The sequence below is a fragment of the Pseudomonas sp. PS01303 genome (assembly GCF_029959385.1).
Lineage (GTDB): Bacteria > Pseudomonadota > Gammaproteobacteria > Pseudomonadales > Pseudomonadaceae > Aquipseudomonas > Aquipseudomonas rustica.
This window is the reverse complement of the sequence record NZ_JASCPK010000023.1, coordinates 1-26363: the sequence shown is the minus strand read 5'-3', so window position 1 is coordinate 26363 and position 26363 is coordinate 1. Positions and strand designations below refer to the sequence as shown.

General features: G+C 59.4%; 29 protein-coding genes. 27 read left to right on the top strand and 2 right to left on the bottom strand.

Translation table 11 applies throughout. The features are described from left to right. Positions 1-48: 48 nt before the first annotated feature. On the bottom strand, positions 49-627 hold the full coding sequence (locus QMX93_RS09830) for a nucleoside triphosphate pyrophosphatase (protein ID WP_212548975.1): 579 nt from the start codon (positions 625-627) through the stop codon (positions 49-51). A gap of 105 nt (positions 628-732) precedes the next feature. Between QMX93_RS09830 and QMX93_RS09825 the strand changes: the two genes are divergently transcribed. From QMX93_RS09825 to QMX93_RS09695, 27 genes are all read left to right on the top strand, one after another. Next, positions 733-1260: a YceD family protein gene (locus QMX93_RS09825; protein WP_008086273.1), complete on the top strand. Its 528-nt coding sequence runs from the start codon at positions 733-735 to the stop codon at positions 1258-1260. Between the two features lie 13 nt (positions 1261-1273). After that, the gene (gene rpmF / locus QMX93_RS09820) at positions 1274-1456 is read left to right on the top strand and encodes a 50S ribosomal protein L32 (protein ID WP_003179396.1); all 183 of its coding nucleotides are present in this window, start codon (positions 1274-1276) and stop codon (positions 1454-1456) included. 4 nt (positions 1457-1460) lie between these two features. Beyond that, positions 1461-2471 carry a phosphate acyltransferase PlsX gene (gene plsX / locus QMX93_RS09815; protein WP_082341469.1) on the top strand — a complete coding sequence of 337 codons (1011 nt, stop codon included), beginning with the start codon at positions 1461-1463 and terminating at the stop codon, positions 2469-2471. A gap of 123 nt (positions 2472-2594) precedes the next feature. After that, a complete protein-coding gene (gene fabD, locus QMX93_RS09810) occupies positions 2595-3533 on the top strand; it encodes an ACP S-malonyltransferase (RefSeq protein WP_212543787.1) in 939 nt (312 codons plus the stop codon). A gap of 16 nt (positions 3534-3549) precedes the next feature. Continuing rightward, positions 3550-4293, top strand: coding sequence for a 3-oxoacyl-ACP reductase FabG (gene fabG, locus QMX93_RS09805; protein WP_007908254.1), 744 nt, complete (start codon positions 3550-3552; stop codon positions 4291-4293). 196 nt (positions 4294-4489) lie between these two features. Next, a complete protein-coding gene (acpP, locus tag QMX93_RS09800; RefSeq protein ID WP_003175607.1) occupies positions 4490-4726 on the top strand; it encodes an acyl carrier protein in 237 nt (78 codons plus the stop codon). Between the two features lie 111 nt (positions 4727-4837). Then, the gene (fabF, locus tag QMX93_RS09795) at positions 4838-6082 is read left to right on the top strand and encodes a beta-ketoacyl-ACP synthase II (RefSeq protein WP_053122604.1); all 1245 of its coding nucleotides are present in this window, start codon (positions 4838-4840) and stop codon (positions 6080-6082) included. Continuing rightward, positions 6082-6897, top strand: a complete 816-nt coding sequence (gene pabC, locus QMX93_RS09790; protein ID WP_282355219.1) for an aminodeoxychorismate lyase — start codon at positions 6082-6084, stop codon at positions 6895-6897. Before fabF ends, pabC begins: the two co-directional genes overlap by 1 nt. A 3-nt stretch (positions 6898-6900) precedes the next feature. Then, a complete protein-coding gene (gene mltG, locus QMX93_RS09785; RefSeq protein ID WP_159811497.1) occupies positions 6901-8073 on the top strand; it encodes an endolytic transglycosylase MltG in 1173 nt (390 codons plus the stop codon). A 19-nt stretch (positions 8074-8092) separates the two neighbouring features. After that, complete coding sequence (tmk, locus tag QMX93_RS09780; protein WP_282355211.1) at positions 8093-8725, top strand: dTMP kinase; 633 nt, start codon at positions 8093-8095, stop codon at positions 8723-8725. Continuing rightward, entirely contained in the window at positions 8718-9701 is a 984-nt protein-coding gene (locus tag QMX93_RS09775) for a DNA polymerase III subunit delta' (protein WP_282355209.1), read from the top strand. Before tmk ends, QMX93_RS09775 begins: the two co-directional genes overlap by 8 nt. Positions 9702-9743: 42 nt before the next feature. Further along, positions 9744-10100, top strand: a complete 357-nt coding sequence (locus QMX93_RS09770; protein ID WP_007950801.1) for a PilZ domain-containing protein — start codon at positions 9744-9746, stop codon at positions 10098-10100. A 15-nt stretch (positions 10101-10115) separates the two neighbouring features. Further along, on the top strand, positions 10116-10907 hold the full coding sequence (locus QMX93_RS09765) for a TatD family hydrolase (protein WP_212548978.1): 792 nt from the start codon (positions 10116-10118) through the stop codon (positions 10905-10907). A gap of 454 nt (positions 10908-11361) precedes the next feature. Further along, positions 11362-12000, top strand: a complete 639-nt coding sequence (locus tag QMX93_RS09760) for a TetR/AcrR family transcriptional regulator (protein WP_007908276.1) — start codon at positions 11362-11364, stop codon at positions 11998-12000. Between the two features lie 137 nt (positions 12001-12137). Further along, a complete protein-coding gene (locus QMX93_RS09755; protein ID WP_159811500.1) occupies positions 12138-13106 on the top strand; it encodes a radical SAM protein in 969 nt (322 codons plus the stop codon). A 169-nt stretch (positions 13107-13275) separates the two neighbouring features. Beyond that, positions 13276-13881 (top strand): DUF4823 domain-containing protein, encoded by a 606-nt coding sequence (locus QMX93_RS09750; protein WP_053122582.1) that lies wholly within the window; start codon positions 13276-13278, stop codon positions 13879-13881. A gap of 16 nt (positions 13882-13897) precedes the next feature. After that, positions 13898-14458: a DUF1285 domain-containing protein gene (locus QMX93_RS09745; protein WP_282355191.1), complete on the top strand. Its 561-nt coding sequence runs from the start codon at positions 13898-13900 to the stop codon at positions 14456-14458. Positions 14459-14594: 136 nt separating this feature from the next. Beyond that, on the top strand, positions 14595-15311 hold the full coding sequence (locus QMX93_RS09740) for a FadR/GntR family transcriptional regulator (protein ID WP_053122577.1): 717 nt from the start codon (positions 14595-14597) through the stop codon (positions 15309-15311). A gap of 135 nt (positions 15312-15446) precedes the next feature. Further along, a complete protein-coding gene (locus tag QMX93_RS09735; RefSeq protein ID WP_282355180.1) occupies positions 15447-16322 on the top strand; it encodes an SMP-30/gluconolactonase/LRE family protein in 876 nt (291 codons plus the stop codon). Positions 16323-16593: 271 nt separating this feature from the next. Next, complete coding sequence (locus tag QMX93_RS09730) at positions 16594-17412, top strand: SDR family oxidoreductase (protein WP_159811504.1); 819 nt, start codon at positions 16594-16596, stop codon at positions 17410-17412. A 136-nt stretch (positions 17413-17548) separates the two neighbouring features. After that, positions 17549-18553: a substrate-binding domain-containing protein gene (locus QMX93_RS09725; protein WP_008087257.1), complete on the top strand. Its 1005-nt coding sequence runs from the start codon at positions 17549-17551 to the stop codon at positions 18551-18553. A 53-nt stretch (positions 18554-18606) separates the two neighbouring features. Beyond that, on the top strand, positions 18607-20151 hold the full coding sequence (araG, locus tag QMX93_RS09720; RefSeq protein WP_008087259.1) for an L-arabinose ABC transporter ATP-binding protein AraG: 1545 nt from the start codon (positions 18607-18609) through the stop codon (positions 20149-20151). A gap of 12 nt (positions 20152-20163) precedes the next feature. Beyond that, on the top strand, positions 20164-21132 hold the full coding sequence (gene araH / locus QMX93_RS09715) for an L-arabinose ABC transporter permease AraH (RefSeq protein WP_026000669.1): 969 nt from the start codon (positions 20164-20166) through the stop codon (positions 21130-21132). Between the two features lie 266 nt (positions 21133-21398). Further along, on the top strand, positions 21399-22112 hold the full coding sequence (locus tag QMX93_RS09710) for a GntR family transcriptional regulator (protein ID WP_212543778.1): 714 nt from the start codon (positions 21399-21401) through the stop codon (positions 22110-22112). Continuing rightward, positions 22109-23107 carry an ADP-ribosylglycohydrolase family protein gene (locus QMX93_RS09705; RefSeq protein WP_212548981.1) on the top strand — a complete coding sequence of 333 codons (999 nt, stop codon included), beginning with the start codon at positions 22109-22111 and terminating at the stop codon, positions 23105-23107. The genes QMX93_RS09710 and QMX93_RS09705 overlap by 4 nt, the downstream gene beginning before the upstream one ends. Positions 23108-23279: 172 nt before the next feature. After that, positions 23280-24746, top strand: coding sequence for a cytosine permease (locus QMX93_RS09700; protein WP_282355155.1), 1467 nt, complete (start codon positions 23280-23282; stop codon positions 24744-24746). After that, a complete protein-coding gene (locus QMX93_RS09695) occupies positions 24739-25668 on the top strand; it encodes a PfkB family carbohydrate kinase (protein WP_282355152.1) in 930 nt (309 codons plus the stop codon). The genes QMX93_RS09700 and QMX93_RS09695 overlap by 8 nt, the downstream gene beginning before the upstream one ends. A gap of 143 nt (positions 25669-25811) precedes the next feature. Here the strand turns inward: QMX93_RS09695 and QMX93_RS09690 are convergent, their stop codons facing one another. Next, entirely contained in the window at positions 25812-26192 is a 381-nt protein-coding gene (locus tag QMX93_RS09690; RefSeq protein ID WP_282355150.1) for a Rho termination factor N-terminal domain-containing protein, read from the bottom strand. Positions 26193-26363: the final 171 nt, after the last annotated feature.

Sequence of the window (26363 nt, the reverse complement as noted above, 5' to 3'; positions counted from 1 at the left end):
GATGGTATGAATCCCGTAGGAGCTGCCGCAGGCTGCGATCTTTTGCTTTTAAGGAATCTGCACGCCTTCCACCAACAGCATGTCAATCAGCCGAATCAATGGCAGGCCGATCAGGCTGGTCGCGTCCGGCCCTTCAGTAGACTGAAACAAGCTCACCCCCAAACCTTCAGCCTTGAAGCTGCCAGCGCAGTCATAAGGCTGCTCGATACGCAGATAGCGCTCAATGCGCGCCTGATCGAGCTGGCGCATGTGTACGGTAAACGGCACGCAGTCGACCTGGCATTCGCCGGTCTGGCTGTTGAGCAGCGCCAGGCCGGTCAGGAAGGTCACGCTGGCGCCGCTGGCGGCCATCAGTTGCTCGCGGGCCTTCTCGAAGGTGTGCGGCTTGCCGATGATCTGCTCGCCGAGCACGGCAACCTGGTCAGAGCCGATGATCAAGTGCGCAGGATGACTGTCGGCCAGTGCCCGGGCTTTTTGTTCGGCGAGGCGTTTGACCAGTTCGATGGCTGGCTCGCCCGGACGATGACTTTCATCGATATCCGGCGAGGAGCAGACGAACGGCACGTGCAGTCTGGCGAGCAATTCGCGACGATATGTCGAGCTTGAAGCGAGTAATAAAGGCAGCATTCGTGTCTCCTGAGGCAGGTGCGAATTCTAGCGGAGGCGTGCAAGTGACGGACAGGGAACAATTTCCTTTGACATGGGTGGGTGCATCCCTATAATGCTGCGCCTATGTTGAATGACCCGATTCCACCTCACGTTGACCCGCGCAAATTGGCTGATCGTGGCACCACCCTTCAAGGTGAATTGCTGCTAGCCGATTTGAAGAGACTCTGCGACCCGCTTTCCGACGATGTCGGTACGGTGCAGGCGAAATTCGTTTTTGAACGAGATGAACGTAAATCTGTGGTGATCCACAGCTTTATCGACACCGAGGTCAAAATGGTTTGCCAGCGTTGTCTTGAGCTGGTCACCCTGCCGATCCACAGCGAATGCAGTTATGCTGTGGTGAAAGAGGGTGCGAATACCCAGTCGTTGCCGAAAGGTTATGACGTGCTGGAACTGGGCGAAGATCCATTGGATCTGCAGTCACTGATCGAGGAGGAGCTTCTGCTCGCCTTGCCCATTGTGCCTGCTCATCATCCGGAAGAATGCCAGCAGCCGGCGGGTCTCGATGAGCCCGAACCGAGCGAGGACGAGTCAACGCGGTCCAACCCGTTCAGTGTATTGGCGCAGTTAAAGCGTGACCCAAACGTTTAGGAGTTAATCAATTATGGCTGTTCAGCAGAACAAAAAATCCCGCTCTGCCCGTGACATGCGCCGTTCGCACGACGCTCTCGAGGCTAGCACCCTGTCTGTAGAAAAAACCACTGGTGAAGTTCACCTGCGTCACCACGTATCGCCAGAAGGCGTATACCGTGGCCGTAAAGTGATCGACAAGGGCGCTGACGAGTAATCACTTGTCCGCTCAAGTCATCGCGATTGACGCAATGGGCGGGGACTTCGGTCCCCGCAGCATTGTTCAGGCCAGCCTTGCTTGCCTTTCTGCTACGCCCTCGCTGCACCTGACCCTCGTCGGTCAACCCTCCCTTCTTGAAGAATTGATCCACGGCCAATCGGCTGCCGATCGCGCGCGCCTGACGATTGTGGGTGCCAGCGAAGTCATCACCATGGACGAAAAACCGACTCAAGCCTTGCGTGGCAAGCCGGACTCGTCGATGCGTGTCGCCCTGGAGCTGGTGCGTGATGGCAAGGCGCAAGCCTGTGTCAGTGCCGGCAATACCGGTGCGTTGATGGCGCTGTCGCGATTTGTGCTGAAGACCTTGCCGGGTATTGATCGCCCGGCGATGGTGGCGGCAATTCCGACGCAGAAGGGTTTTTGCCAATTGCTCGATCTGGGCGCCAATGTCGATTGCAGTGCCGAGCATCTGCTGCAATTTGCGGTAATGGGTTCGGTGGCGGCGCAGACGCTGGGGATCAATCGTCCGCGCGTGGCGCTGCTGAATATCGGCACTGAAGACATCAAGGGTAACCAGCAGGTCAAACTGGCAGCGACGTTGTTGCAGGCTGCTCGTGGCATCAATTACATCGGCTTCATCGAAGGCGACGGGTTGTATCGCGGCGAGGCGGATGTGGTGGTGTGCGACGGTTTCGTCGGCAATATTCTGCTCAAATCCAGCGAAGGCCTGGCGACGATGATTGCTGCGCGCATCGAGGCGCTGTTCAAAAAGAATCTGGCGTCCCGTGCGGTGGGTGCGTTGGCGCTGCCATTGATGAAGCGTTTGCAGGCTGATCTGGCGCCGGCGCGACATAACGGCGCAAGCTTTCTCGGCTTGCAGGGTATCGTCGTGAAAAGTCACGGTTCGGCCGGTGTTCAGGGCTTCCAGAGTGCGATCCAGCGTGCGCTGATCGAGATTCAAGAGAACTTGCCCGAGCGTCTCCACGGTCGTCTGGAGGATTTGTTGTCTTAGGCGTTTTCGTCGGACAATGCTTAAATGTGACCGCCCGGTTCAAAGGGCCATCCAACTGTCAGTTTCTTGCGTCCCCAAGCGGGGCGTCATTTTCCGACGACAAGATCATTAGGGGCTTGTTACATGTCTGCTTCCCTCGCATTCGTCTTTCCAGGACAGGGTTCGCAGTCCCTCGGCATGCTGGCCGAGCTGGGCGCGCAATACCCGCTGATCCTCGAAACATTCCAAGAAGCCTCCGCTGCTCTGGGCTATGACCTGTGGGCACTGACCCAGCAGGGCCCGGAAGAGCTGCTCAATCAAACCGATAAAACCCAACCGGCCATTCTGACCGCTTCGATCGCCCTGTGGCGTCTGTGGCTGGCAGAAGGTGGCGCGCGTCCGGCCTTTGTTGCCGGTCACAGCCTGGGTGAATACAGCGCGCTGGTTGCCGCTGGCAGCCTGACACTGGCTGACGCGGTGAAGCTCGTTGAGCGCCGTGGTCAACTGATGCAGGAAGCGGTTCCGGCCGGGCAGGGTGGCATGGCCGCGATCCTCGGTCTGGAAGACGCTGACGTGCTGGCAGCCTGTGCCGAAGCTGCGCAAGGTGAAGTGGTCAGCGCCGTCAACTTCAACTCGCCTGGCCAAGTCGTTATCGCCGGTGCCAAGGCTGCCGTTGAGCGCGCCATCGAAGGCTGCAAGGCCCGTGGTGCCAAGCGCGCGATGCCGCTGCCGGTAAGCGTGCCGTCGCACTGCGAATTGATGCGTCCGGCCGCCGAGCGCTTTGCCGAATCCATCGCCGCTATTAACTGGCAGGCGCCGCAGATCCCGGTGGTTCAGAACGTCAGCGCGCAAGTGCCGGCTGATCTGGAAACCCTCAAGCGTGATCTGCTCGAACAACTCTACAAGCCAGTCCGCTGGGTTGAATCGGTACAGACACTGGCAGCCAAGGGCGCGACCAATCTGGTCGAGTGCGGCCCGGGCAAAGTCCTCGCCGGTCTGAACAAACGTTGCGCTGAAGGCGTGGCGACTTCCAACCTCAATACCCCAGACGCTTTCGCTGCCGCTCGCGCAGCGCAAGCCTGAATCAGGAGAAACTTGCATGAGTCTGCAAGGTAAAGTTGCACTGGTCACCGGTGCAAGCCGTGGCATCGGCCAGGCCATCGCGCTGGAACTGGGTCGTCAGGGCGCCATCGTTATTGGCACCGCGACCTCGGCTTCGGGTGCTGAGCGCATTGCTGCAACCCTGAAGGAAAATGGTATTCAGGGCACTGGCCTTGAGCTGAACGTGACCAGCGATGAATCGGTCAGCGCAGTGCTGGCGAGCATTCAGGAGCAGTTCGGTGCGCCAGTGGCGATCCTGGTCAATAATGCCGGCATCACCCGCGATAACCTGATGATGCGCATGAAAGACGATGAGTGGTACGACGTGATCGATACCAACCTGAACAGTCTATTCCGCCTGTCCAAGGGCGTTCTGCGCGGCATGACCAAGGCGCGCTGGGGTCGAATTATCAGTATTGGCTCGGTAGTGGGTGCCATGGGCAACGCTGGCCAAGTAAACTATGCAGCCGCCAAGGCCGGTCTGGAAGGTTTCAGCCGTGCCATGGCGCGTGAAGTCGGTTCGCGTTCGATTACGGTCAACTCGGTAACCCCAGGGTTTATCGACACCGATATGACCCGCGAACTGCCTGAAGCACAGCGTGAAGCCTTGCAGACGCAGATTCCGCTGGGTCGTCTGGGACAAGCTCAAGAGATCGCGTCTGTGGTCGCTTTTCTTGCATCCGACGGTGCGGCATACGTCACTGGGGCTACAATCCCGGTGAACGGTGGGATGTACATGTAAGTAAAATGTGACGGATTGCTTCAAAAAAATGTCATACGAGCTGTCTAAAATCCGTTATAAAGCTGCAATCTATTGATAGGCAGAGGGCCACCGGGTTTGAGGAGTGAAGCTTTCAGTTGAAAAGCTGAAAAGTCTTTCTATACACTTACCCACTGGCCAGCTGCCTGAATTTGTCCATTAGGAGTGAAAACAAGGTATGAGCACCATCGAAGAGCGCGTCAAGAAAATCGTTGCCGAGCAACTGGGTGTTAAAGAAGAAGAAGTGGTTAACACCGCTTCCTTCGTAGAAGACCTGGGTGCCGACTCCCTTGACACCGTTGAGCTGGTGATGGCTCTGGAAGAGGAATTCGAGACCGAAATCCCTGACGAAGAAGCTGAGAAGATCACTACTGTACAAGCTGCAATCGACTACGTTACTAGCCACCAGGCGTAATAGTTTGTAATCGTTGTTTGCTGTCATGGAAAAACCGCACTGCCATCATGGCGTGCGGTTTTTTCTTTAGGCCTGATGCAAAGTCGTCGTCATTTGAAAAAGGAGAGTGCTGTGTCGCGTAGACGCGTCGTAGTCACCGGTATGGGTATGTTGTCGCCACTGGGCACGGATGTGCCGAGCAGTTGGCAGGGCATTCTGGCTGGCCGCAGTGGCATTGGTCTGATCGAACACACCGACCTTTCTGCCTATTCCACCCGCTTTGGCGGCTCGGTAAAGGGCTTCAATGTCGAGGAATACCTGTCGGTCAAGGAAGCACGCAAGCTCGACCTGTTTATTCAGTACGGTCTCGCCGCCGGCTTTCAAGCTGTGCGCAACTCCGGTCTGGAAGTCACCGACGCCAACCGTGAACGCATTGGCGTGGCCATGGGTTCGGGTATCGGCGGTCTGACCAACATCGAAGAAACCAGCCGTACCCTGCATGAGACGGGCCCGCGTCGAATCTCGCCATTCTTCGTGCCAGGCTCGATCATCAATATGATTTCCGGTTTTCTGTCCATCCATCTGGGTGCACAGGGGCCTAACTACGCCATCGCCACTGCATGCACCACCGGTACGCACTGCATCGGCATGGCCGCGCGCAACATCATGTACGACGAAGCCGACGTGATGATTGCCGGCGGTGCCGAAATGGCCGCGTGCGGTCTGGGCATGGGCGGCTTCGGCGCGTCCCGTGCGCTGTCGACCCGCAACGACGAGCCGACCCGCGCCAGCCGTCCATGGGACAAGGGCCGTGACGGTTTCGTCCTGTCCGACGGTGCCGGTGCACTGGTACTCGAAGAGCTGGAGCACGCCAAGGCACGCGGCGCGACCATCTACGCCGAGCTGATCGGTTTCGGCACCAGCGGCGATGCGTTCCACATGACTTCGCCACCGGCCGACGGCGCCGGTGCAGCACGCTGCATCACCAATGCGTTGCGCGACGCGAAGATCAACGTCGACCAAGTGCAATACATCAACGCCCACGGCACGTCGACTCCGGCCGGCGACCTTGCCGAAGCCAACGCGATCAAGTCGGTGTTCGGTGAGCACGCTTACAAGCTGGCGGTCAGCTCGACAAAGTCGATGACCGGCCACCTGTTGGGCGCGGCGGGTGCGGTTGAAGCGATCTTCAGTGTGCTGGCGATCAATAGCCAGGTGGCACCACCGACCATCAACCTCGATGAGCCGGACGAAGGCTGCGATCTCGATTTCGTGCCGCACACCGCGCGCAACATGGACATCGATGTCGTACTGTCCAACTCCTTCGGTTTTGGCGGCACTAACGGCACCCTGGCGTTCCGTCGGTTCGCAGGCTGATGGACTGCTGGGTCGACGGTCAACCGGCTGACGCTCTGTCGCTGAAAGATCGCGGCCTGGCTTACGGCGATGGTCTGTTCGAGACCATTGCTGTGCGTGGCGGCCAACCGATCCTGCTGGATCGGCATCTGGCGCGACTGGCCGATGGCTGTTCGCGTCTGGCCATCGCCGCCGATATCGAGTTGATTCTTCATGAACTGCTGAGCTATGCGGCAGCGATGGGCGAGGGCGTGCTCAAACTCATCCTCACCCGTGGCGACGGTTTTCGCGGTTATGCGCCAGATCCTGCGGCACCGGGCCGACGCATTCTGCAAGGCAATCCACCGGCGGCTTATCCCGTTGTTCATGCTGAACAAGGCGTTCGCCTGTTTCCGTGCAGCACACGCTTGGCTATCCAGCCGCTGCTTGCCGGACTCAAACACCTCAACCGACTCGAACAAGTGCTCGCCCGTGCCGAATGGCAGGACAGCGAACACGCCGAAGGCTTGATGCTCGATCAGGCTGGTCGGGTCATCGAAGGGGTGTTCAGCAACGTGTTTCTGGTGCGTGACGGTGTGTTGATCACGCCCGATCTGAAACGCTGCGGTGTTGCCGGTGTGATGCGCGCCGAAATATTGTTTCAGGCCGAGTCATTGGCCATCCCCACGCAAATCGCCGACATCAGCCTCGAACAGCTGCAATGGGCTGATGAAGTGTTCCTCTGCAACAGTGTTTATGGCGTGTGGCCGGTACGCGCCTACGCTGCACTGAGCTGGCCGGTTGGCCCGCTCACCCGTAAACTGCAAACCATTGCCCGCGCGCTACTGGATGCCTGATTCGTGAGACGTAAACTTTTGCTGCTGCTGGAAACCGGACTGGTTCTGGCAGGGCTGTTGTTGGGCGCCAGCGCCTGGAAGATTCACTCCGCACTGGAACAACCCCTGAACATCACGCAGGAGGAGCTGCTGGATGTGCCGAAAGGCTCTACCCCCACCCGAACTTTCCTCGAACTCGAAACCGATGGCGTCATCAAGGACGCGTTCTGGCTACGGGTTTACTGGCGTTTCAATCTCGCCGGTACTCCGATCCACAGCGGCGAATACCGCATGCAGCCAGGCATGACCGTCAATGGTCTGATCGACTCTTGGAAGCGCGGCGACGTGGTTCAGTACAGCCTCACGCTGGTGGAAGGCTGGAACTTCCATCAAGTGCGTGCTGCATTGGCCAAGGACGAGAAAATCGAGCAGACCCTGAGCGGTTTGAGCGACAGCGACGTGATGGCGAAGATTGGCCACAAAGGCCTGTTCCCGGAAGGGCGTTTCTTTCCTGACACCTACCGCTTCGTGCGCGGTATGACCGATGCCGAGTTGCTGAAAAAGTCCTTCGACCGTCTCGATGAAGTGCTGGCCAGCGAATGGGAAAAACGTGCGTCTGATGTGCCTTACCGGGAGCCGTATCAAGCGCTGATCATGGCCTCGTTGGTCGAAAAAGAAACCGGCGTCCCGCAAGAGCGCGGGCAGATTGCCGGGGTCTTCGTACGGCGGATGGCGTTGGGCATGCAGTTGCAGACCGACCCAACGGTGATCTACGGTTTGGGCGATCGCTACACCGGCAAGCTGACCCGCGCGCATTTGAAAGAGCCGACGCCGTACAACACTTACGTGATTCCTGGCCTGCCGCCGACGCCAATTGCGATGGTCGGGCGTGAAGCGATTCATGCGGCGCTGAATCCGGTCGATGGCACCAGCCTGTACTTCGTCGCGCGTGGCGACGGCAGCCATGTGTTCTCGGATGATCTCGATGCGCATAACGCGGCGGTGCGTGAGTTTCAGCTCAAGCGTCGTGCGGATTATCGTTCCAGCCCGGCGCCTGTAGTTACACCGGAATCTGCGCAAGATCCGATTCCTGCAGCATCACCGGATACCGCGCCGGAAGCGTTGCCGCAAGTTCCCGCCGAGGAACCTGCGCCAACCCCGGCACCGGACGCCGCTGCACCCTCCAACGCGCAATGACTTTGACTAAGGACTGCCTGTGACTGGCTTGTTTATTACTCTGGAAGGCCCGGAAGGCGCCGGCAAAAGCACCAACCGCGAATACCTCGCCGAGCGCCTGCGCGCCGCCGGTATCGAAGTGGTGCTGACCCGTGAGCCCGGCGGTACGCCACTGGCCGAACGGATCCGCGATGTGCTGCTGGCCCCGGCCGAAGAAGTCATGAACCCGGATGCCGAGCTGTTGCTGGTGTTCGCGGCGCGCGCTCAGCACCTGGCCGAAGTGATTCGTCCGGCGCTGGCCCGCGGTGCAGTGGTGCTGTGTGATCGTTTTACCGACTCGACGTACGCCTATCAGGGTGGTGGACGAGGTTTGTCGCTGGAGCGCATCGCTACGCTGGAAAACTTCGTGCAGGGCGATCTGCGTCCTGATCTGACCTTGATTTTCGATCTGCCGGTGGAAATCGGCCTCGCTCGCGCCAGCGCCCGTGGTCGTCTCGATCGTTTCGAGCTGGAAGGCCGGGCGTTTTTCGAGGCAGTGCGCAATGCGTTTCTGAAGCGCGCCGAAGCCGATCCTGCGCGCTATGTGCGCATCGACGCCGGCCAACCATTGGCCAAGGTTCAGCAATCGCTGGATACCTTGCTGCCGAACTTGCTGGAGCTGGCCCGTGGCTGAGGCCTATCCATGGCAGGACAGCCTCTGGCAGCAACTGGCCGGGCGTAAGCAACACGCGCACGCGTATTTGCTGCACGGCCCGGCCGGGATCGGCAAGCGCGCGCTGGCCGAGCGCTTGATGGCGAGCCTGCTGTGCCAGCGTCCGACCCCGGAAGCGTGCGGCGAGTGCAAATCCTGCATGCTGCTTCGGGCCGGCAGTCATCCGGATAATTACATCCTCGAACCGGAAGAAGCCGACAAGGCGATCAAAGTCGATCAGGTGCGTGATCTGGTCAGTTTCGTGGTGCAAACCGCGCAACTGGGCGGGCGCAAAGTGGTGCTGATCGAGCCGGTCGAGGCGATGAACATCAACGCCGCCAACGCCTTGCTGAAAAGCCTCGAAGAGCCTTCCGGCGATACTGTGTTGCTGTTGGTCAGCCATCAGACCAGCCGTTTGCTGGCGACGATCAAGAGTCGTTGCGTGCAACAGGCCTGTCCGCTGCCGAGCGAGGCGATGAGCCTGCAATGGCTGGCTCAGGCGCTGCCCGATTGTTCTGAAGATGAGCGTGTCGAACTGCTGACGCTGGCGGCCGGTTCGCCGTTGATGGCGGTCAGTCTGCAATCTCAGGGTGTGCGTGAACAGCGCGCGCAAGTGGTCGAAGGCGTGAAGAAGTTGCTCAAACAGCAGCAATCGCCGACGCAACTGGCCGAAGAGTGGAAAAGCATTCCGATGCTGCGCCTGTTCGACTGGTTCTGCGACTGGTCGAGCCTGATCCTGCGCTATCAACTGACTCAGGATGAAGCGGGCCTCGGCCTGACCGATATGCGTAAAGTTGTGCAGTACCTCGCGCAGAAAAGTGCGCAGGGCAAAGTCCTCGAGATTCAGGACTGGATTCTCGCGCAGCGGCAGAAAGTCATGAGCAAGGCCAACCTCAATCCGGCGTTGCTGCTGGAGGCGTTGTTGGTGCAATGGGCGGGATTGCCTGGCCAAAGATAAGAATGTGTACCTAGACTCTGAACATCAGCAGTGGAGGTCAACATGAATGAACCCGTCAGCCCGGGGCCGCGTAATGGCATCTTGTCCCTGACCATCAAGGACAAGTCGGTGCTTTACGCCGCCTACATGCCGTTCATCAAGAACGGCGGTCTGTTCATCCCGACCAACAAGAGCTACAAGTTGGGCGACGAGGTGTTCATGCTGCTGAACCTGATGGACGAGGCGGAGAAGATTCCGGTGGCCGGCAAAGTCGCCTGGATCACGCCCAAAGGTGCGCAGGGCAATCGCGCCGCCGGTGTCGGCGTGCAGTTTAATGATGGCGACAACACCGCGCGCAGTCGCATCGAAACCCATCTGGCCGGAGCCCTCAAGTCCGACCGTCCCACTCATACGATGTAAGTAGCCGTCCTTTTTATGCTCGTAGATTCCCATTGTCACCTTGATCGCCTCGACCTCGCCGCCCATGACGGTTCGCTGGATGCCGCACTCGATGCCGCCCGGCAGCGCGGGGTAGGGCACTTTCTGTGCATCGGCGTCAGCGCCGACAACGCTGCCGACGTCAAAGCCCTTGCTGAGCGTTACGACGACGTCGATTGCTCGGTCGGCGTGCATCCGCTGGATGTGCAGCCGGGCGCTGCGCCTGCGCTTGATTGGCTGCTGCACGAACTCAATCATCCGAAAGTGGTGGCGATCGGCGAAACCGGTCTGGATTATCACTACGAGCCGGAAGCCGCTGAATTGCAGCAGGAGTCGTTTCGTCTGCACCTGCAGGCGGCGCAGCAAACGGGCAAACCGGTGATCATCCACACCCGTGGCGCGCGGGCCGATACTCTTGAACTGCTGCGCGAAGCGGCGCTGCCTCAGGCCGGTGTGCTGCATTGCTTCACCGAAGACTGGGACATGGCCAAAGCTGCGCTGGACATGGGTTATTACATTTCCCTGTCGGGGATCGTCACCTTCCGCAATGCCGATGCGTTGCGCGATGTCGCAAGCAAAGTCCCGGCGGATCGCTTGCTGGTGGAAACCGACTCGCCGTACCTGGCGCCGATCCCGTACCGCGGCAAGCCAAACCTGCCGCAATACGTGCGTGAAGTGGCGGAATTCCTTGCGATGCTGCGCGGTGAGAACTACGAGCGGTTTGCCGAGCAGACCACCGAAAACTTCAAACGCCTGTTCCCGCTGGCCTCCGTTAAATCTGCCGTGTAGGAGCTGCCGCAGGCCGCGATCTTTTGATCTTGATTTTGACAGGCAAAGGCAAAAGATCGCAGCCTGCGGCAGCTCCTACAGGTGTGATGTTCGGGTAGCTGGGGTAAGGGTCAAATCGCAGGCAAAAAAAACCCGGGTTCTGGGGGGTGAATCCGGGTTAAGACCATTAGGAGTAAAACAAAGGCACGCGGTCCGTTGGTACCTTTATCGGCGCGACACTTGGGGGAGATGTCGCCCGACAGTTCAAGTATTGATCAGTCTGGCGTGCAGTCCAGTGAGCCGGTCGGGGTTTTTAAACAAATTTGGAATACGTTTGCTTCAGTTGAGTTCTCATTGCGTCCAAAACGTTCTCAAAATGAACAAGAAACGCAGATATGGTCGGATGATCCGTGCATTTTTGCGCAAGTTAGGCATAATACGCGGCTTCGAATTTTGACCCTTCAGACCTTTTCTTATGCACAAAGAACCTCGTAAGGTCCGTGAGTTTCGTCGCCGCGAGCAAGAAATTCTCGATACCGCGCTCAAGCTGTTCCTCGACCAAGGTGAAGACAGTGTCACCGTCGAGATGATTGCTGATGCCGTCGGTATCGGCAAAGGCACGATCTACAAGCACTTCAAATCCAAGGCGGAAATCTACCTGCGCCTGATGCTCGATTACGAGCGCGATTTGAACGAGCTGCTGCATTCGGCCGACGTCGACAAGGACAAGGAAGCGCTGTCCCGCGCCTACTTCGAATTCCGCATGCGCGACCCGCAGCGCTATCGCCTGTTCGATCGCCTCGAAGAGAAGGTGGTCAAGGGCAATCAAGTGCCGGAAATGGTCGAAGAGTTGCACAAGATCCGTGCCTCGAACTTCGAACGTCTGACCCTGTTGATCAAGGGCCGCATCAGCGAAGGCAAACTCGAAGACGTGCCGCCGTACTTCCACTACTGCGCATCCTGGGCGCTGGTGCACGGCGCGGTGGCGCTGTATCACTCGCCGTTCTGGAGCAACGTGCTGGAAGATCAGGAAGGTTTCTTCCAGTTCCTGATGGACATCGGCGTGCGCATGGGCAACAAGCGCAAGCGCGACCCGGAAACCCCAAGCAGCTGAGCCATTCAGCCGCCTTATTGCGCCATGATTTCGCTACATGTCGCAGTACCGCAGGAATATACTCAGGCATAGGGCTTGCTAAAACTTGATTTGTGAGTCAAGTTTTAGCGGCTCGAAATTTTTCCGCCGGAGTGATCATGATCGTTGACCGTCAAGGCAGGCGTTTTCGCAATTTGCGCATCAGCCTGACCTCAGCCTGCAATTACGCGTGTACCTACTGCGTGCCCAACGGCAAGCGGCTGGTGGCTGCGCAGGATGAACTGTCGGCCGAAGCCATGGCGCGCGGCGTTGAATACCTGATCGAAGCCGCCGGCATCGAGCGCTTGCGCATCACCGGCGGCGAGCCGCTGGTCAGCCCGAAACTCGAATCGTTCATGACCGCCGTCGGCAAGATGGGCCTGGAAGACATCAGTCTGACCACCAACGGTCAACTCCTCGCCAAGAAACTCCCGCTGTTGGTCGATGCCGGTATACGCCGGATCAACGTGTCCCTCGATACCCTCGACGCCGGTGCCTTCCGCAGCATCGCTCGTGGCGGCGATCTGGCTACCGTGCTTGATGGCATGGATCAAGCTGCTGCCGCGGGGATGAAGATCAAGGTCAATATGGTGCCGTTGCGTGGGCAGAACCTTGATCAAGTGATGCCGCTGCTTGATTACTGTCTGCAACGAGGTTTCGAACTGCGCTTTATCGAATTGATGCGCATGGGCCACCTGGCCAAAGACTCCAATGCCTTCCTGCAACAATTCGTCAGCCTTGAGCAATTGCTCAGCCTGATCGGCGAGCGTTACGAGTATGCGCAGACTGATGCGCCGATCGATGCCACCGCTGTGCGCTATGCGATTCCGGGCTTGGGCAACTTCGGCGTGATTGCCAACGAAAGCGTGCCGTTCTGTCGGACATGCTCGCGCTTGCGACTGTCGTCGACCGGCTGGCTGCATGGCTGCCTGTCGTCGAGCAACCGCCACTATGTCGGTGATCTGCTCGACAAGCCGCGTCATCAGGCGTTGCCAGCGCTGCAGCGTTTGTTGGTCAAGGCGTTGGGCGACAAGCAGGAAGTGGCGTTCTCTGGCGGTGCAACCGTCATGAAGATTATCGGCGGCTGATACTCCCTATTCGCGGGCAAGCCTTGCTCCTACAGGATCGCGTAAATCTGTAGGAGCAAGGCTTGCCCGCGAAAGCATTCTATAAATCAACGAAGATCCCGAGCTGGCGCAAAAGCTGCATCCAACGGCCATTCGCCGGTTTTCCGTCACCGGCCTCTGGAGGAATAGGATGCGTAGCCTGGTTTTGCTGCTGGCCGTTTTGGCGCTTGGCGGCTGTATGACTGTCAGCGATATGGCCGAAGGCACTCGCTACCAGATGAGCGACGCCGGTTTGCTCGATCACAGCGACAGCCGTCGCGTGAACAACTTCCGCATTCAGCCTGATTCGTTCATCTACATCGCCCAAGGCGCGTTCGCCCCGCCGGGCGGTTCTTACCCGCGTCCAAACGTGGTCGCCGAAGAAGCCTTCAAGGGTTTCGTCGAATACTTCCCGATGGTGCGTCGTGCCCGCGCTCCGGAAGGCCTTGATCAGGCGATGGGTGAGGCCCGCGATGCCGGTGCTCACTACCTGCTGTACACGCGTTTCGCCAAGGCTGACGACCGCATTGGTAACTCTGATGAGTGGCTCGATGAAGAAGCGGTCGACCGTCTCGGCATCGACGGTGGCGTGATTCAGATCATGTTGATCGAGACCAGCACCCAGTATTTGATTGATACTGCACGCATCAAAAGTCGTGGCGGTTTACTGACGTTCCACGACAATAAACCCGAAGACCTCATCGGCCCGCCGCTGGCACAGTACGCGCGCAGCCTGTTGGGGATCGGCGACCAATAAATTCAAGGAGAACGCCATGAGTGGCCCGCAAAAAGCCAATGACCTGTTGGGACAAATCCCCAAAACCAAAGGCTTGCCGCCGGTGCACTTGTGGAACCCGGACTTCTGCGGCGACATCGACATGCGCATCGCCCGCGACGGCACCTGGTATTACCTGGGCACGCCGATCGGGCGTAAGCCGATGGTCAAACTGTTCTCGACGATCATGCGCCGCGATGGCGATGATTATTTCCTGATTACTCCGGTCGAGAAGGTCGGGATCAAGGTCGACGACGCGCCGTTTGTGGCGATTGCCGTTGAGGTGGAAGGCGAGGGTGAGGCGCAGCTTTTGCGTTTTACCACCAACGTGGATGAGACGGCTGAGGCCGGGCCTGAGCATCCGATCCGCGTCGAGATTGATCCGACGACGCAAGAGCCTGCGCCTTATGTGCATGTGCGTTCCAATCTTGAGGCGTTGATTCACCGCAATGTGTTCTACCAAATGGTGGAATTGGCGGTCAGCCGCGAAATCGATGGCCAGCGCTGGCTGGGCGTGTGGAGCGGCGGCGAGTTCTTCCGCATCGGCCTCGAACCTTAAAAGATCGCAGCCTGCGGCAGCTCCTACAGGGCATACATCTGTAGGAGCTGCCGAAGGCTGCGATCTTTTTTGTCGTTGACACCCAATCATATGATGATTAGCTTTATCACCCATCGCACTCCGCTTTGAGGTGTTCATGTCCAGCAGCTTCCACGCATCCACGGTTGACTGGCTCGGCAGCTGGATCGCCGCCGGCCAGGTCAAACCTGGGCAGACCATCAAGGTCGAGGCGGATCTGGGTGAGCAGCTCGGCGTCAGTCGCACGGTGATCCGCGAAGCGATCAAAACCCTCGTTGCCAAAGGCATGCTCGAAGTCGGGCCGAAAGTCGGCACCCGCGTGCTGCCGGTTCGGCGCTGGAATCTGTTCGATCCGCAAGTCGTCGGTTGGCTGTCGCGCAACGGCTTGCCGGAAAACTTCGTCGATGACCTGCTTGATCTGCGCCGCACCATCGAACCGATGGCCGTACGCTGGGCCTGCGAGCGCGCCACCTTCGAACAGATCGAAGCCGTTCAACTGGCCTACAACGCCCTCGAACGCGCGGTCGACAGCGGCATCGATTACAACCGCGCCGATCAGGTCTTTCACGAATGCATCCTCGCGGCCAGTCACAATCAATTCATTGAACAAATGGTGCCGGCGCTCGGCGCTTTGTTGGCGGTGTCGTTTGAAGTGTCTGCCGCCGATCCCGATGAACTGCGCCGCACATTACCGATCCACAAAGACATGGCCGATGCCATTGCCGCCAGAGATTCCGCGCGCGGTGTGTGGGCGTGCATGACTTTGATCGATAACGCCGATCTGGCGATCAAACGTTTTTACCCAAAAGTCATGGCCGACAAAAAAGCCAGCTGAACACACAGAAATCCCCTGTAGGAGTGAGCCTGCTCGCGATAGCGGTGAATCAGTCGCATTGAAGTCAACTGACACGACGCGATCGCGAGCAGGCTCACTCCTACAGAAAATCATAAGAACAATAGAGGAATGGATATGCCGTGTACCCCCCTGACCCAACACCGCGCCCAACTCGGTGAAGGCCCGTTCTGGGACGCGCCGACCCAGGCGTTGTACTGGGTCGACATCGCCGGCAAACAGGCCCTGCGCCTGATCGGCCAGAACGTACAAATCTGGCAAATGCCCGAGCACGTTTCTGCGTTCATCCCCTGCGCCAGCGGCGATGCGCTGGTCACGCTCAGCAGTGGCGTCTATCGCCTCGACCTCGATTCCCCTGGCCTCGAACCGCGCCTGACCCTGTTCTGCGTCGCCGACCCGCAACCGGGCAATCGGCCCAATGAAGCGCGTTGCGATGGCCAAGGCCGTTTGTGGCTCGGCACCATGCAAAACAACATCGGCGAAAATGGCGAAGACCTGCCGATCACTCGCCGCTCCGGTGGCCTGTTCCGCGTCGATGCGGATCAACGCGTCACGCCATTGCTGCGCGGTTTGGGCATTCCCAACACGCTGCTGTGGAGTGACGACGGCACCACAGTTCTGTTCGGCGACAGCATGGACAGCACGCTCCATCGCTATTTCATTCAAACGGACGGCCATCTCGGTGCCGCCGAAACCTGGTACGGCCCCGACCAACAGGGCGGCCCGGACGGTTCGGCGATGGACGCCGAAGGTTACGTGTGGAATGCCCGTTGGGATGGCAGTTGCCTGCTGCGCCTGACGCCTGAAGGCAAAGTCGAGCGCAAAATCGAGTTGCCTGTCAGCCGCCCGACCAGTTGCGTGTTCGGTGGCGATGACCTGAAAACCCTGTACATCACCAGCGCCCAGAGCCCGCACAAGCATCCTCTGGACGGTGCAGTGCTGTCGATGCGCGTTGATGTGCCGGGAGAACTCTGTACGCGCTTTGCTGGTTAAATCCCAAAATATGGGATGCAAAATTATATATTGAGATTATTTGGCCGGCGGGTTTATAGTCGGCTCCAGCAGTAACACGCACTCACACTTAAAAAGAACAAAACAGGTGAAGTGATGCAGCGAATCTCCATCGCACTCCCACGCGGAGTCCGCGTCTCGCAACGGCCCCATGCCGTCAGCGACGCCTGCCTGTTTTGTTTCAAACGCCTTCCGAACCGGACATCGTCAGCTGTCCGGTTTTTTTGTGCTTGCGAAACAGGAGTCGAGATCCATGGCTGAACCCCTTTCCCTGCCGCCGGTGCCTGCACCGCCGAAGGGCGAGCGTCTGAAAGACAAGGTGGTCTTGCTGACCGGCGCTGCGCAAGGCATCGGTGAAGCGATCGTTGCTGCGTTTGCCTCGCAGCAAGCGAAACTGCTGATCAGCGATATTCAGGCCGAAAAGGTTGAGAAGGTTGCCGCCCACTGGCGCGAGCAGGGCTGTGACGTGCAGGCGCTCAAGGCCGATGTGTCGCGCCAGCACGATCTGCACGCGATGGCCAAACGCGCCGTTGAATTGCACGGTCGTATCGACGTGCTGGTCAACTGCGCCGGGGTCAACGTGTTCCGCGATCCGCTGGAAATGACCGACGAAGACTGGCATCGCTGCTTCGCCATCGACCTCGATGGCGCCTGGTTCGGCTGCAAAGCAGTGCTGCCGCAGATGATCGAGCAGGGCGTTGGCAGCATCATCAACATCGCCTCGACCCATTCCAGCCACATCATTCCCGGCTGCTTCCCGTACCCGGTGGCCAAACATGGTTTGCTCGGCCTGACCCGCGCCCTCGGCATCGAATACGCGGCGAAAGGCATTCGCGTCAACGCCATCGCGCCGGGCTACATCGAAACCCAATTGAATGTTGATTACTGGAACGGTTTCGCCGATCCGCACGCCGAACGTCAGCGCGCCTTCGATCTGCATCCGCCGAAACGTATTGGTCAGCCACTGGAAGTGGCGATGACCGCTGTATTTCTGGCCAGCGACGAAGCCCCTTTTATCAACGCGTCATGCATCACCATCGATGGTGGCCGCTCGGTGATGTACCACGACTGAGCGCAGCGGCTTTCACGCGGGTAGATCCGGGTGAAATCCAATCATCATACGATATGACTATTTTCAACAGGCTTTGCAGGAACACGCTTTAACGCTTTTCAAACATTGCTCAAAAAAAATAACAAGGAGTCAGCTTATGAAACGTCGTTTCGGGATTCGTACCCTGTGCACTACCGCCCTGGCGGTCACTGCATTCAGCCTGAGCAGTTCGCTGCTCGCTGCCGACACCGTGAAAATCGGTTTTCTGGTCAAGCAGGCTGAAGAGCCGTGGTTCCAGACCGAGTGGGCTTTCGCCGAGAAAGCCGCCAAGGACAAGGGCTTCGAACTGATCAAGATCGCCGTGCCAGACGGCGAGAAAACCCTCTCGGCCATCGACAGCCTTGCCGCCAACGGTGCGAAGGGCTTCGTGATCTGCCCGCCGGACGTGTCGCTCGGCCCGGCGATCATGGCCAAAGCCAAACTCAATGACCTGAAAGTGATTGCCGTCGACGACCGTTTTGTCGACGCCAACGGCAAGTTCATGGAAGACGTGCCGTACCTCGGCATGGCCGCGTTCGAAGTCGGCCAGAAGCAGGGCAACGCGATGGTCGCCGAAGCGAAGAAGCGTAACTGGGACTGGAAAGACACCTACGCGGTGGTCAACACCTACAACGAACTCGACACCGGCAAGAAACGCACCGACGGCTCGGTGAAATCCCTTGAGGACGCCGGCATGCCGAAGGATCACATCCTCTTCGCCGCGCTGAAAACCCTCGACGTACCGGGCAGCATGGACGCCACCAACTCGGCGCTGGTGAAACTGCCGAGCGCGGCGAAAAACCTGATCATCGGCGGCATGAACGACAACACCGTGCTCGGCGGCGTGCGCGCCACTGAAGCCGCAGGTTTCGCAGCGACCAACGTGATCGGCATCGGCATCAACGGCACCGACGCCATTGGCGAATTGAAAAAGCCTAACAGCGGCTTCTTCGGCTCGATGCTGCCAAGCCCGCACATCGAAGGCTACAAAACCGCCGAGATGATGTACGAGTGGGTCACCACCGGCAAAGAACCGCCGAAGTACACCGCCATGGACGACGTCACCCTGATCACCCGCGAGAACTTCAAGCAAGAGCTGGAAAAAATCGGCTTGTGGAACTGATGCAGCGACGGCCCGGGCAGCCGGGCCGTTTTTCGGTGTGAAGAGGTGGCTTTATGCACGCGCAAGTACAGACACAACAACACAGCTCCAGCGGCAGCCTGCGCTTCAACGGGATCGGCAAAACCTTTCCCGGTGTGAAGGCGTTGGACGCCATCAGCTTCGTCGCGCATCCGGGGCAGGTTCATGCCTTGATGGGCGAGAACGGCGCCGGCAAATCGACCCTGCTGAAAATCCTTGGTGGCGCTTACATCCCCAGCAGCGGCGAGTTGCAGATCGGCGAGCAGACCATGGCGTTCAGGTCGACCGCTGACAGCATCGGCAGCGGCGTCGCGGTGATTCACCAAGAGCTGCATCTGGTGCCGGAAATGACCGTCGCCGAAAACCTGTTTCTCGGCCACCTGCCGGCCAGTTTCGGTTTGATCAATCGCGGCGCGCTGCGTCAGCAAGCGTTGAATTGCCTCAAAGGCCTGGCCGACGAAATCGATCCGCAGACCAAAGTCGGACGCCTGTCACTCGGCCAACGGCAACTGGTAGAAATCGCCAAAGCCCTGTCACGCGGCGCGCATGTCATTGCCTTCGACGAGCCGACCAGCAGCCTCTCGGCCCGTGAGATCGACCGCTTGATGGCGATCATCGGCCGCTTGCGCGACGAGGGCAAAGTCGTGCTCTATGTCTCGCACCGGATGGAAGAAGTGTTCCGCATCTGCGACGCGGTCACGGTGTTCAAGGACGGCCGCTACGTGCGCACCTTCGAGGACATGAGCCAGTTGACCCATGATCAACTGGTGACCTGCATGGTCGGTCGCGACATTCAGGACATCTACGATTATCGCCATCGTCCACGCGGCGCCGTCGCGCTGAAGGTCGATGGCTTGCTCGGCCCAGGTCTGCGTGAGCCGATCAGTTTCGAGGCGCACAAAGGTGAAATTCTTGGCCTGTTCGGATTGGTCGGGGCAGGGCGCACCGAGCTGTTCCGCTTGCTCAGCGGCCTTGAACGCAACACCGCGGGACGCCTCGAGCTGCGCGGCCATGAACTGAAACTGCGCTCACCGCGCGACGCGATTGCGGCGGGGATCCTGCTGTGTCCGGAAGATCGCAAGAAGGAAGGCATCATCCCGCTGGCCAGCGTCGCCGAGAACATCAACATCAGTGCCCGTGGCGCGCATTCGGGGCTCGGTTGCCTGATTCGCGGCTTGTGGGAAAAGGGCAACGCCGACAAACAGATCAAAGCGCTGAAAGTGAAAACCCCGCACGCCGGTCAGCAGATCAAATTCCTTTCCGGCGGCAATCAGCAGAAGGCCATTCTCGGCCGTTGGTTGTCGATGCCGATGAAGGTCTTGCTGCTCGACGAACCAACGCGCGGCATCGACATCGGCGCCAAAGCGGAGATCTACCAGATCATCCATAACCTCGCCGCCGAGGGCATTTCGGTGATCGTAGTGTCCAGCGACCTGATGGAAGTGATGGGCATTTCCGACCGCATTCTGGTGCTCTGCGAAGGCGCCCTGCGCGGCGAAATCAGCCGCGACCAGGCTAACGAATCCAACCTGCTGCAACTGGCTTTGCCGCGCCACCGCGCTGACGGCGTGGCGAACTGAGAGGTGACTATGATGACAACCCAAAACGAAACCCTGCCCAAAGAGCGCAAACCGCTGGACATGCGCCGCTTCCTTGATGACTGGGTCATGTTGCTGGCGGCGGTGGGCATTTTCGTGGCCTGTACGCTGCTGATCGACAACTTCCTTTCGCCGCTGAACATGCGTGGCCTCGGCCTGGCGATTTCCACCACCGGGATCGCCGCGTGCACGATGTTGTATTGCCTGGCGTCGGGGCATTTCGACTTGTCGGTGGGCTCGGTGATCGCCTGCGCCGGCGTGGTCGCGGCGGTGGTGATGCGCGACACCAACAGCGTGTTTCTCGGTGTCAGTGCAGCGTTGGTGATGGGCCTGATTGTCGGGCTGATCAACGGGATTGTGATCGCCAAGTTGCGCGTCAATGCGTTGATCACGACGTTGGCGACCATGCAGATCGTTCGCGGTCTGGCGTACATTTTTGCCAACGGCAAAGCGGTGGGCGTGTCGCAGGAATCGTTCTTCGTGTTTGGTAACGGCCAGTTGTTTGGCGTGCCGGTGCCGATTCTGATCACCATCGTGTGCTTTCTGTTTTTCGGCTGGCTGCTGAATTACACCACCTACGGGCGCAACACCATGGCCATCGGCGGCAACCAGGAAGCGGCGCTGCTGGCGGGCGTGAACGTTGATCGCACCAAGATCATTATCTTTGCCGTGCATGGCGTGATTGGCGCGCTGGCGGGGGTGATTCTGGCGTCGCGGATGACCTCGGGGCAGCCGATGATTGGTCAGGGGTTTGAACTGACGGTGATCTCGGCTTGCGTGTTGGGCGGGGTGTCGTTGAGCGGCGGGATTGGCATGATCCGGCATGTGATTGCCGGGGTGTTGATTTTGGCGATTATCGAGAATGCGATGAACCTGAAGAATATTGATACCTTCTACCAGTACGTGATTCGCGGGTCGATTCTGCTGCTGGCCGTCGTCATCGACCGCCTCAAACAACGCTAAGATCAAGAGCCCCTCACCCCAGCCCTCTCCCAGAGGGAGAGGGGGCCGATCGAGGTGTCTCGCGTAATCCGTCGACCTGAAAGACCTCGGCGATTATGGATTCGGCACCGCACTTTCAAGTCAGCGTACTTCCACAATATCCCCCATTCAGTCCCCTCTTCCTCCGGGAGAGGGCTAGGGTGAGGGTGCTTTTGACCTTCAACCTTCCGTCACTTCCCCTAAATTTCCCTTGCTCGCCCGAACCCGTTTCGGTTATCACTTTGTACATGATTAGACAGGTACGATTTGACAAGAAACAACGGGTGGTCGACGAACTCGTCCGGCGCATCGAAAGCGGCCTCATGGAGGACGGCTTTCTGTTGCCCGGCGAGCATCAGTTGGCTCAAGAATTCAAAGTCAGCCGTGGCACGCTGCGCGAAGCGCTGGCCGAACTGAAGCGGCGTAAATATATCGCCACACAAAGCGGGGTCGGCTCGATCGTCACCTTCGACGGTGTCGCCCTCGACCAGCGCAGCGGTTGGGCGCAGGCGCTGGCCGACAGCGGCGCGATGATCAACACCGAAGTGTTGCGTCTGGAAGCCGTGACCCGGCCCGATCTGCTCGCGCGTTTTGGCACTGACCAATTCATCACCCTCGACCGTCGTCGCCGTTCCACCGAAGGCACGCTGGTGTCCCTTGAACGTTCTTTGATGCCGGCCACCGGCGGCCTGGAAAGCCTGCCGCGCGTCGGTCTGATCGACAATTCCCTGACCATCACCCTGGCGGCCTACGGCTACGTCGGCGAGCGCGGCGATCAATGGATCGGCGCCGAACCACTGAATGCCGTCGACGCTGAACTGCTCGGCCGCGCGGAAGGCACGGTGTTCCTCAAAGCCCTGCGCACCACTTATGACCGGCAGAACCGTTTTATGGAGCTGGTCGAAAGCCTGCTCGACCCGGTGCATTTCCGTCTGCACCTGCAATTTGGAGAAGCAAAATGACCCCGCTCAACCGTGCCCTCGGCGCTTTCTATGGCCTGGCCCTCGGCGACGCGCTGGGCATGCCGACGCAATCGCTGAACCGCGAAACCATCAAGGCGCGCTTCGGCCAGATCACCGATCTGCAAGATGCCGGGCCACTGCAACCGATCGCCGCGAACATGCCTAAAGGCTCGATCACCGACGACACCGAACAGGCAATTCTAGTCGGGGAATTATTGGTTGAAGGCAATGGCCACATCGAACCGGCGATCCTCGCGCAACGCCTGATCGAGTGGGAAGCCGCGATGCAGGCCAAGGGCTCGCAGGATTTGCTCGGCCCGTCGACCAAACGCGCTATCGAAATGATCCTCGCCGGTCACTCACCGGAAGAGGCGGGGCGTTATGGCACCACCAACGGCGCAGCGATGCGCATTACACCGGTCGGCATCGCGGCGGATGTCGCCAATCCTGAGCGTTTTATTGCCGCCGTGGTGCAGGCCTGCCAGGTCACTCACAACACCACGCTGGGGATTTCCAGTGCGGCGGCGGTGGCGGCGGTGGTGTCTGCGGGCATCAACGGCATGGATCTGGGCGAGGCGTTGAACCTCGGTCAGCAAATCGCTCAGCAAGCGGAAGCGCATGGTCACTGGGTTGCCGGTGGGCGCATCGCTTCGCGGATCAGTTGGGCGCGCAGCATCAGCGTCGACAGCGACAACGCGTTGCTCGCCGATCTGCTCTACGACGTGATCGGTACATCGGTGGCGTCGCAGGAATCGGTGGTGGTCTCGTTCGCGCTGGCGCAGCAAGTGGCCGTCGGTGAGATGAGTGCGTTTGATGCGCTGTGCATGGCTGCCAGTCTTGGCGGCGACACCGACACCATCGCGGCGATTCTTGGGGCGATGCTTGGGGCCTGCCTGGGTCTTGAGAGTTGGCCTGTCGAGATGATCGAGACAGTGAAAACCGTCAACGATCTGGAGCTTGAACCCCTTGTGAAAGGACTCCTCACTCTTCGCTGAGGACACCCATGTGTAGGAGCTGCCGAAGGCTGCGATCTGTTGATCTTCAGCAGTCTTCAGGCCGCCCCAAAATCGAGATCAAAAGATCGCAGCCTGCGGCAGCTCCTACAGGGGAGAGGTGCAGGTATTGAATTGCCCATAAACACAAGAATGGCAAACAGGAGCATTTTTCATGAGTTCATCAAACGCCGGGCAAAGCGCCGGACAACTGGAAACCCGCGGCATCGAGCCGGTGCCGGAAGCCGAGTGCAACGGTCATCCGCTGCAACTGTTCTGGGTCTGGTTCGCCGCCAACATTTCCATCCTCGGTCTGCCGCTGGGCGCCACGCTGGTCGCGTTTCGCGGGTTGGCGATCTGGCAAGCCATCATCGTCGCAATCATCGGTGCTGCCGGCTCGTTTGCCGTGGTCGGGATCATCTCGATTGCCGGTCGCCGTGGCCGTGCGCCGAGCCTGACCCTGTCGCGCGCAATCTTCGGCGTGCGCGGCAATATTGGCCCGACGCTGGTCTCGCTGATGTCGCGTCTGGGCTGGGAAACGGTCAACACCACCACCGCGGCATTCGTGCTGTTGTCGCTGTGTTCGATCCTGTTTGGCTCGCCGGTTGAAGCGAAAAGCGCTCCGGTACTGACGCTGATTTTCATCGCCATTTTCGTCCTGCTGACCTTGTCGGTTTCCGGCCTCGGTCACGCGACGTTGCTGGTGATCCAGAAGTGGGCGACCTACGTGTTCGGCGCGCTGAACATTCTCGTCGGCGGCTTCCTCTGCGCCACCATCGACTGGAGCGCGGTGTTCAACGCCACGCCGGCACCGATGAGCGCGATGATCATCGGCATCGGCACCATGGCCGCCGGCACCGGCATCGGTTGGGCCAACGCTGGCGCCGACATGTCGCGCTATCAGCATCGCAGCGTCAAAGCCGTACGCTTGGTCGCGTCGGCAGCATTCGGCGCAGGCATTCCGCTGGTGTTGTTGATCACCCTTGGCGGCTTGCTCTCGGTGGGCAACAACGACCTGGCTTCGGCGACTGACCCGATCGTGGCGATCCGCGACATGTTGCCAACGTGGATGGCCGTGCCTTACCTGCTCACCGCCTTCGGTGGCCTGCTGCTGTCGAACAACCTGTCGGTGTACTCCGCCGGTTTGACCACGCTGACCCTCGGTCTGAAGGTCAAGCGCGTCTACGCCGTGGTGGTCGATATCGTTGCGATCTTCGCCGGTTCGATCTACTTCATGCTGATCGCTGACAGCTTCTACGGCCCGTTCATCACCTTCATTTCCTTGCTGGCAGTGCCGATCACCGCGTGGGTCGGGATCTTCATCGTTGACCTGATTCACCGTCACTACTACAGCCCGACAGACTTGCTCGATGTCAGCCCGCGCAGCGCCTACTGGTACAACGGCGGCATCGAGTGGCGTGCGTTCGGCGCGTGGGCGATTGCCATCGTACTCGGCTTCAGCTTCACCACCATCGGCACCACCGCTGAAAATGTCTGGTTCAAGGGCTTCCTGTCCGACTCGTGGCTGGGCCACAACGGCCTCGGCTGGATCGTGACCTTCGTGGTCGCCGGTGGCATTTACTTCGTCCTCGGCGGGGCGAAAGATCGCCGCGCCGCGCCAACCGAGAATGCTCATGCCTAAGATGCTGCACACCGGCCAGGTCATCATCGACCTGGTCATGGCCGTGGATAAACTGCCGCAGATTGGCGGCGACGTGCTCGCGCAGTCAGCCGGTTTCGAGGCCGGCGGCGGCTTCAACGTGATGGCAGCGGCGGTACGTAATGGCTTGCCGGTGGTGTACCTCGGTCGCCACGGCACCGGGCGTTTCGGCGATCTGGCGCGTGACGCGATGACTGTCGAAGGCATTCACATCGGCATCAAAGAACGTGCGCCGCGCGACACCGGTTTGTGTGTGGCGCTGACAGATGCCTCGGCTGAGCGCAGTTTCATTTCCTACATCGGCGCTGAGGGTGAAGTGACCGAGGACGATCTGAACAGCGTTGCCGCCGAGGCGGGCGATTACGTTTATCTCAGCGGTTACAGCTTGCTTCACGAAGGCAAGGCACAGGCGTTGCTCGACTGGACGCTGGCGTTGCCGGGCTCGGTCAACGTGGTCTTCGATCCGGGCCCGCTGGTGGAATCGCCGGATTCGCCGATGATGCAGGCGCTGCTGCCACGCATTGATGTGTGGACGAGTAACAGTGTTGAAGCGCTGCGGTTTACCGGCGCTGAAGACATTGCGCTGGCGCTGGATCGGCTGGCTGAGCATCTGCCCAAAGAGGTGTTGATGGTGGTGCGCGACGGGCCGCAGGGTTGCTGGATTCATCAGGCTGATGAGCGTCGGCATGTGCCGGGTTTTGCCGTGAAAGCGGTGGACAGCAATGGCGCTGGCGATGCGCATGCCGGGGTGTTTGTTGCCGGGTTGGCGCAGGGTTTGAGTGCGCATGAAGCGGCGCGGCGGGCGAATGCGGCGGCGGCCATTGCGGTGACCCGCTGGGGGCCGGCGACCTCGCCGGGGACGGCTGAGGTGGATGCGTTTATCCGCGAGTCTGGCGGTGCTTGATAGATAGCTTTCGCGAGCAAGCCCGCTCCCACATTGGATCTGTGTCGCACCTAAATCCCCGGGAGGAGCTGCCGAAGGCTGCGATCTGTTGATCTTGAAAATCAAAAGATCGCAGCCTGCGGCAGCTCCTACAGGGGGATGTGTCAACTGGCCTTGCGCAGCGCCTCGATCAACTGCTGCTTACGCATCGAAGACCGCCCCGGAATTTTCTTGGCCCGGGCCTCCTTCATCAAACTATCAACCGTCTGCGCATCCCGCGAAGCCGTGCTGTTACGCGAATGTCCCTCGCGACTGGCCACTGCTCGTCGCGACGACTCTTTGCGATCTTCAGACTTGGCACTCGCCGGTTTCTTGCGCCCGGAACCGCCGGCCTTGTCGCCGCCTCCCGATTGTTTGTTCACCGTCGCCCAGGCTCGCGCTTCGGCTTCATCCTTCGGCACGCCCTTATTTTCGTAGCTGTCTTCGACGTGCTCGGCTTTGCGCTTTTGCTCGGCGGTGTATTTTTCTTTGCTTCCACGAGGCATGGGATTTCTCCTTGCATCCGTAGATGAATTGCCATGTAGGAGCTGCCGAAGGCTGCGATCTGTTGATCTTCAAAATCAAAAGATCGCAGCCTCCGGCAGCTCCTACATAATTTACGATCACACGATCACACGATCACACGATCACACGATCACACGATCACACGATCACAC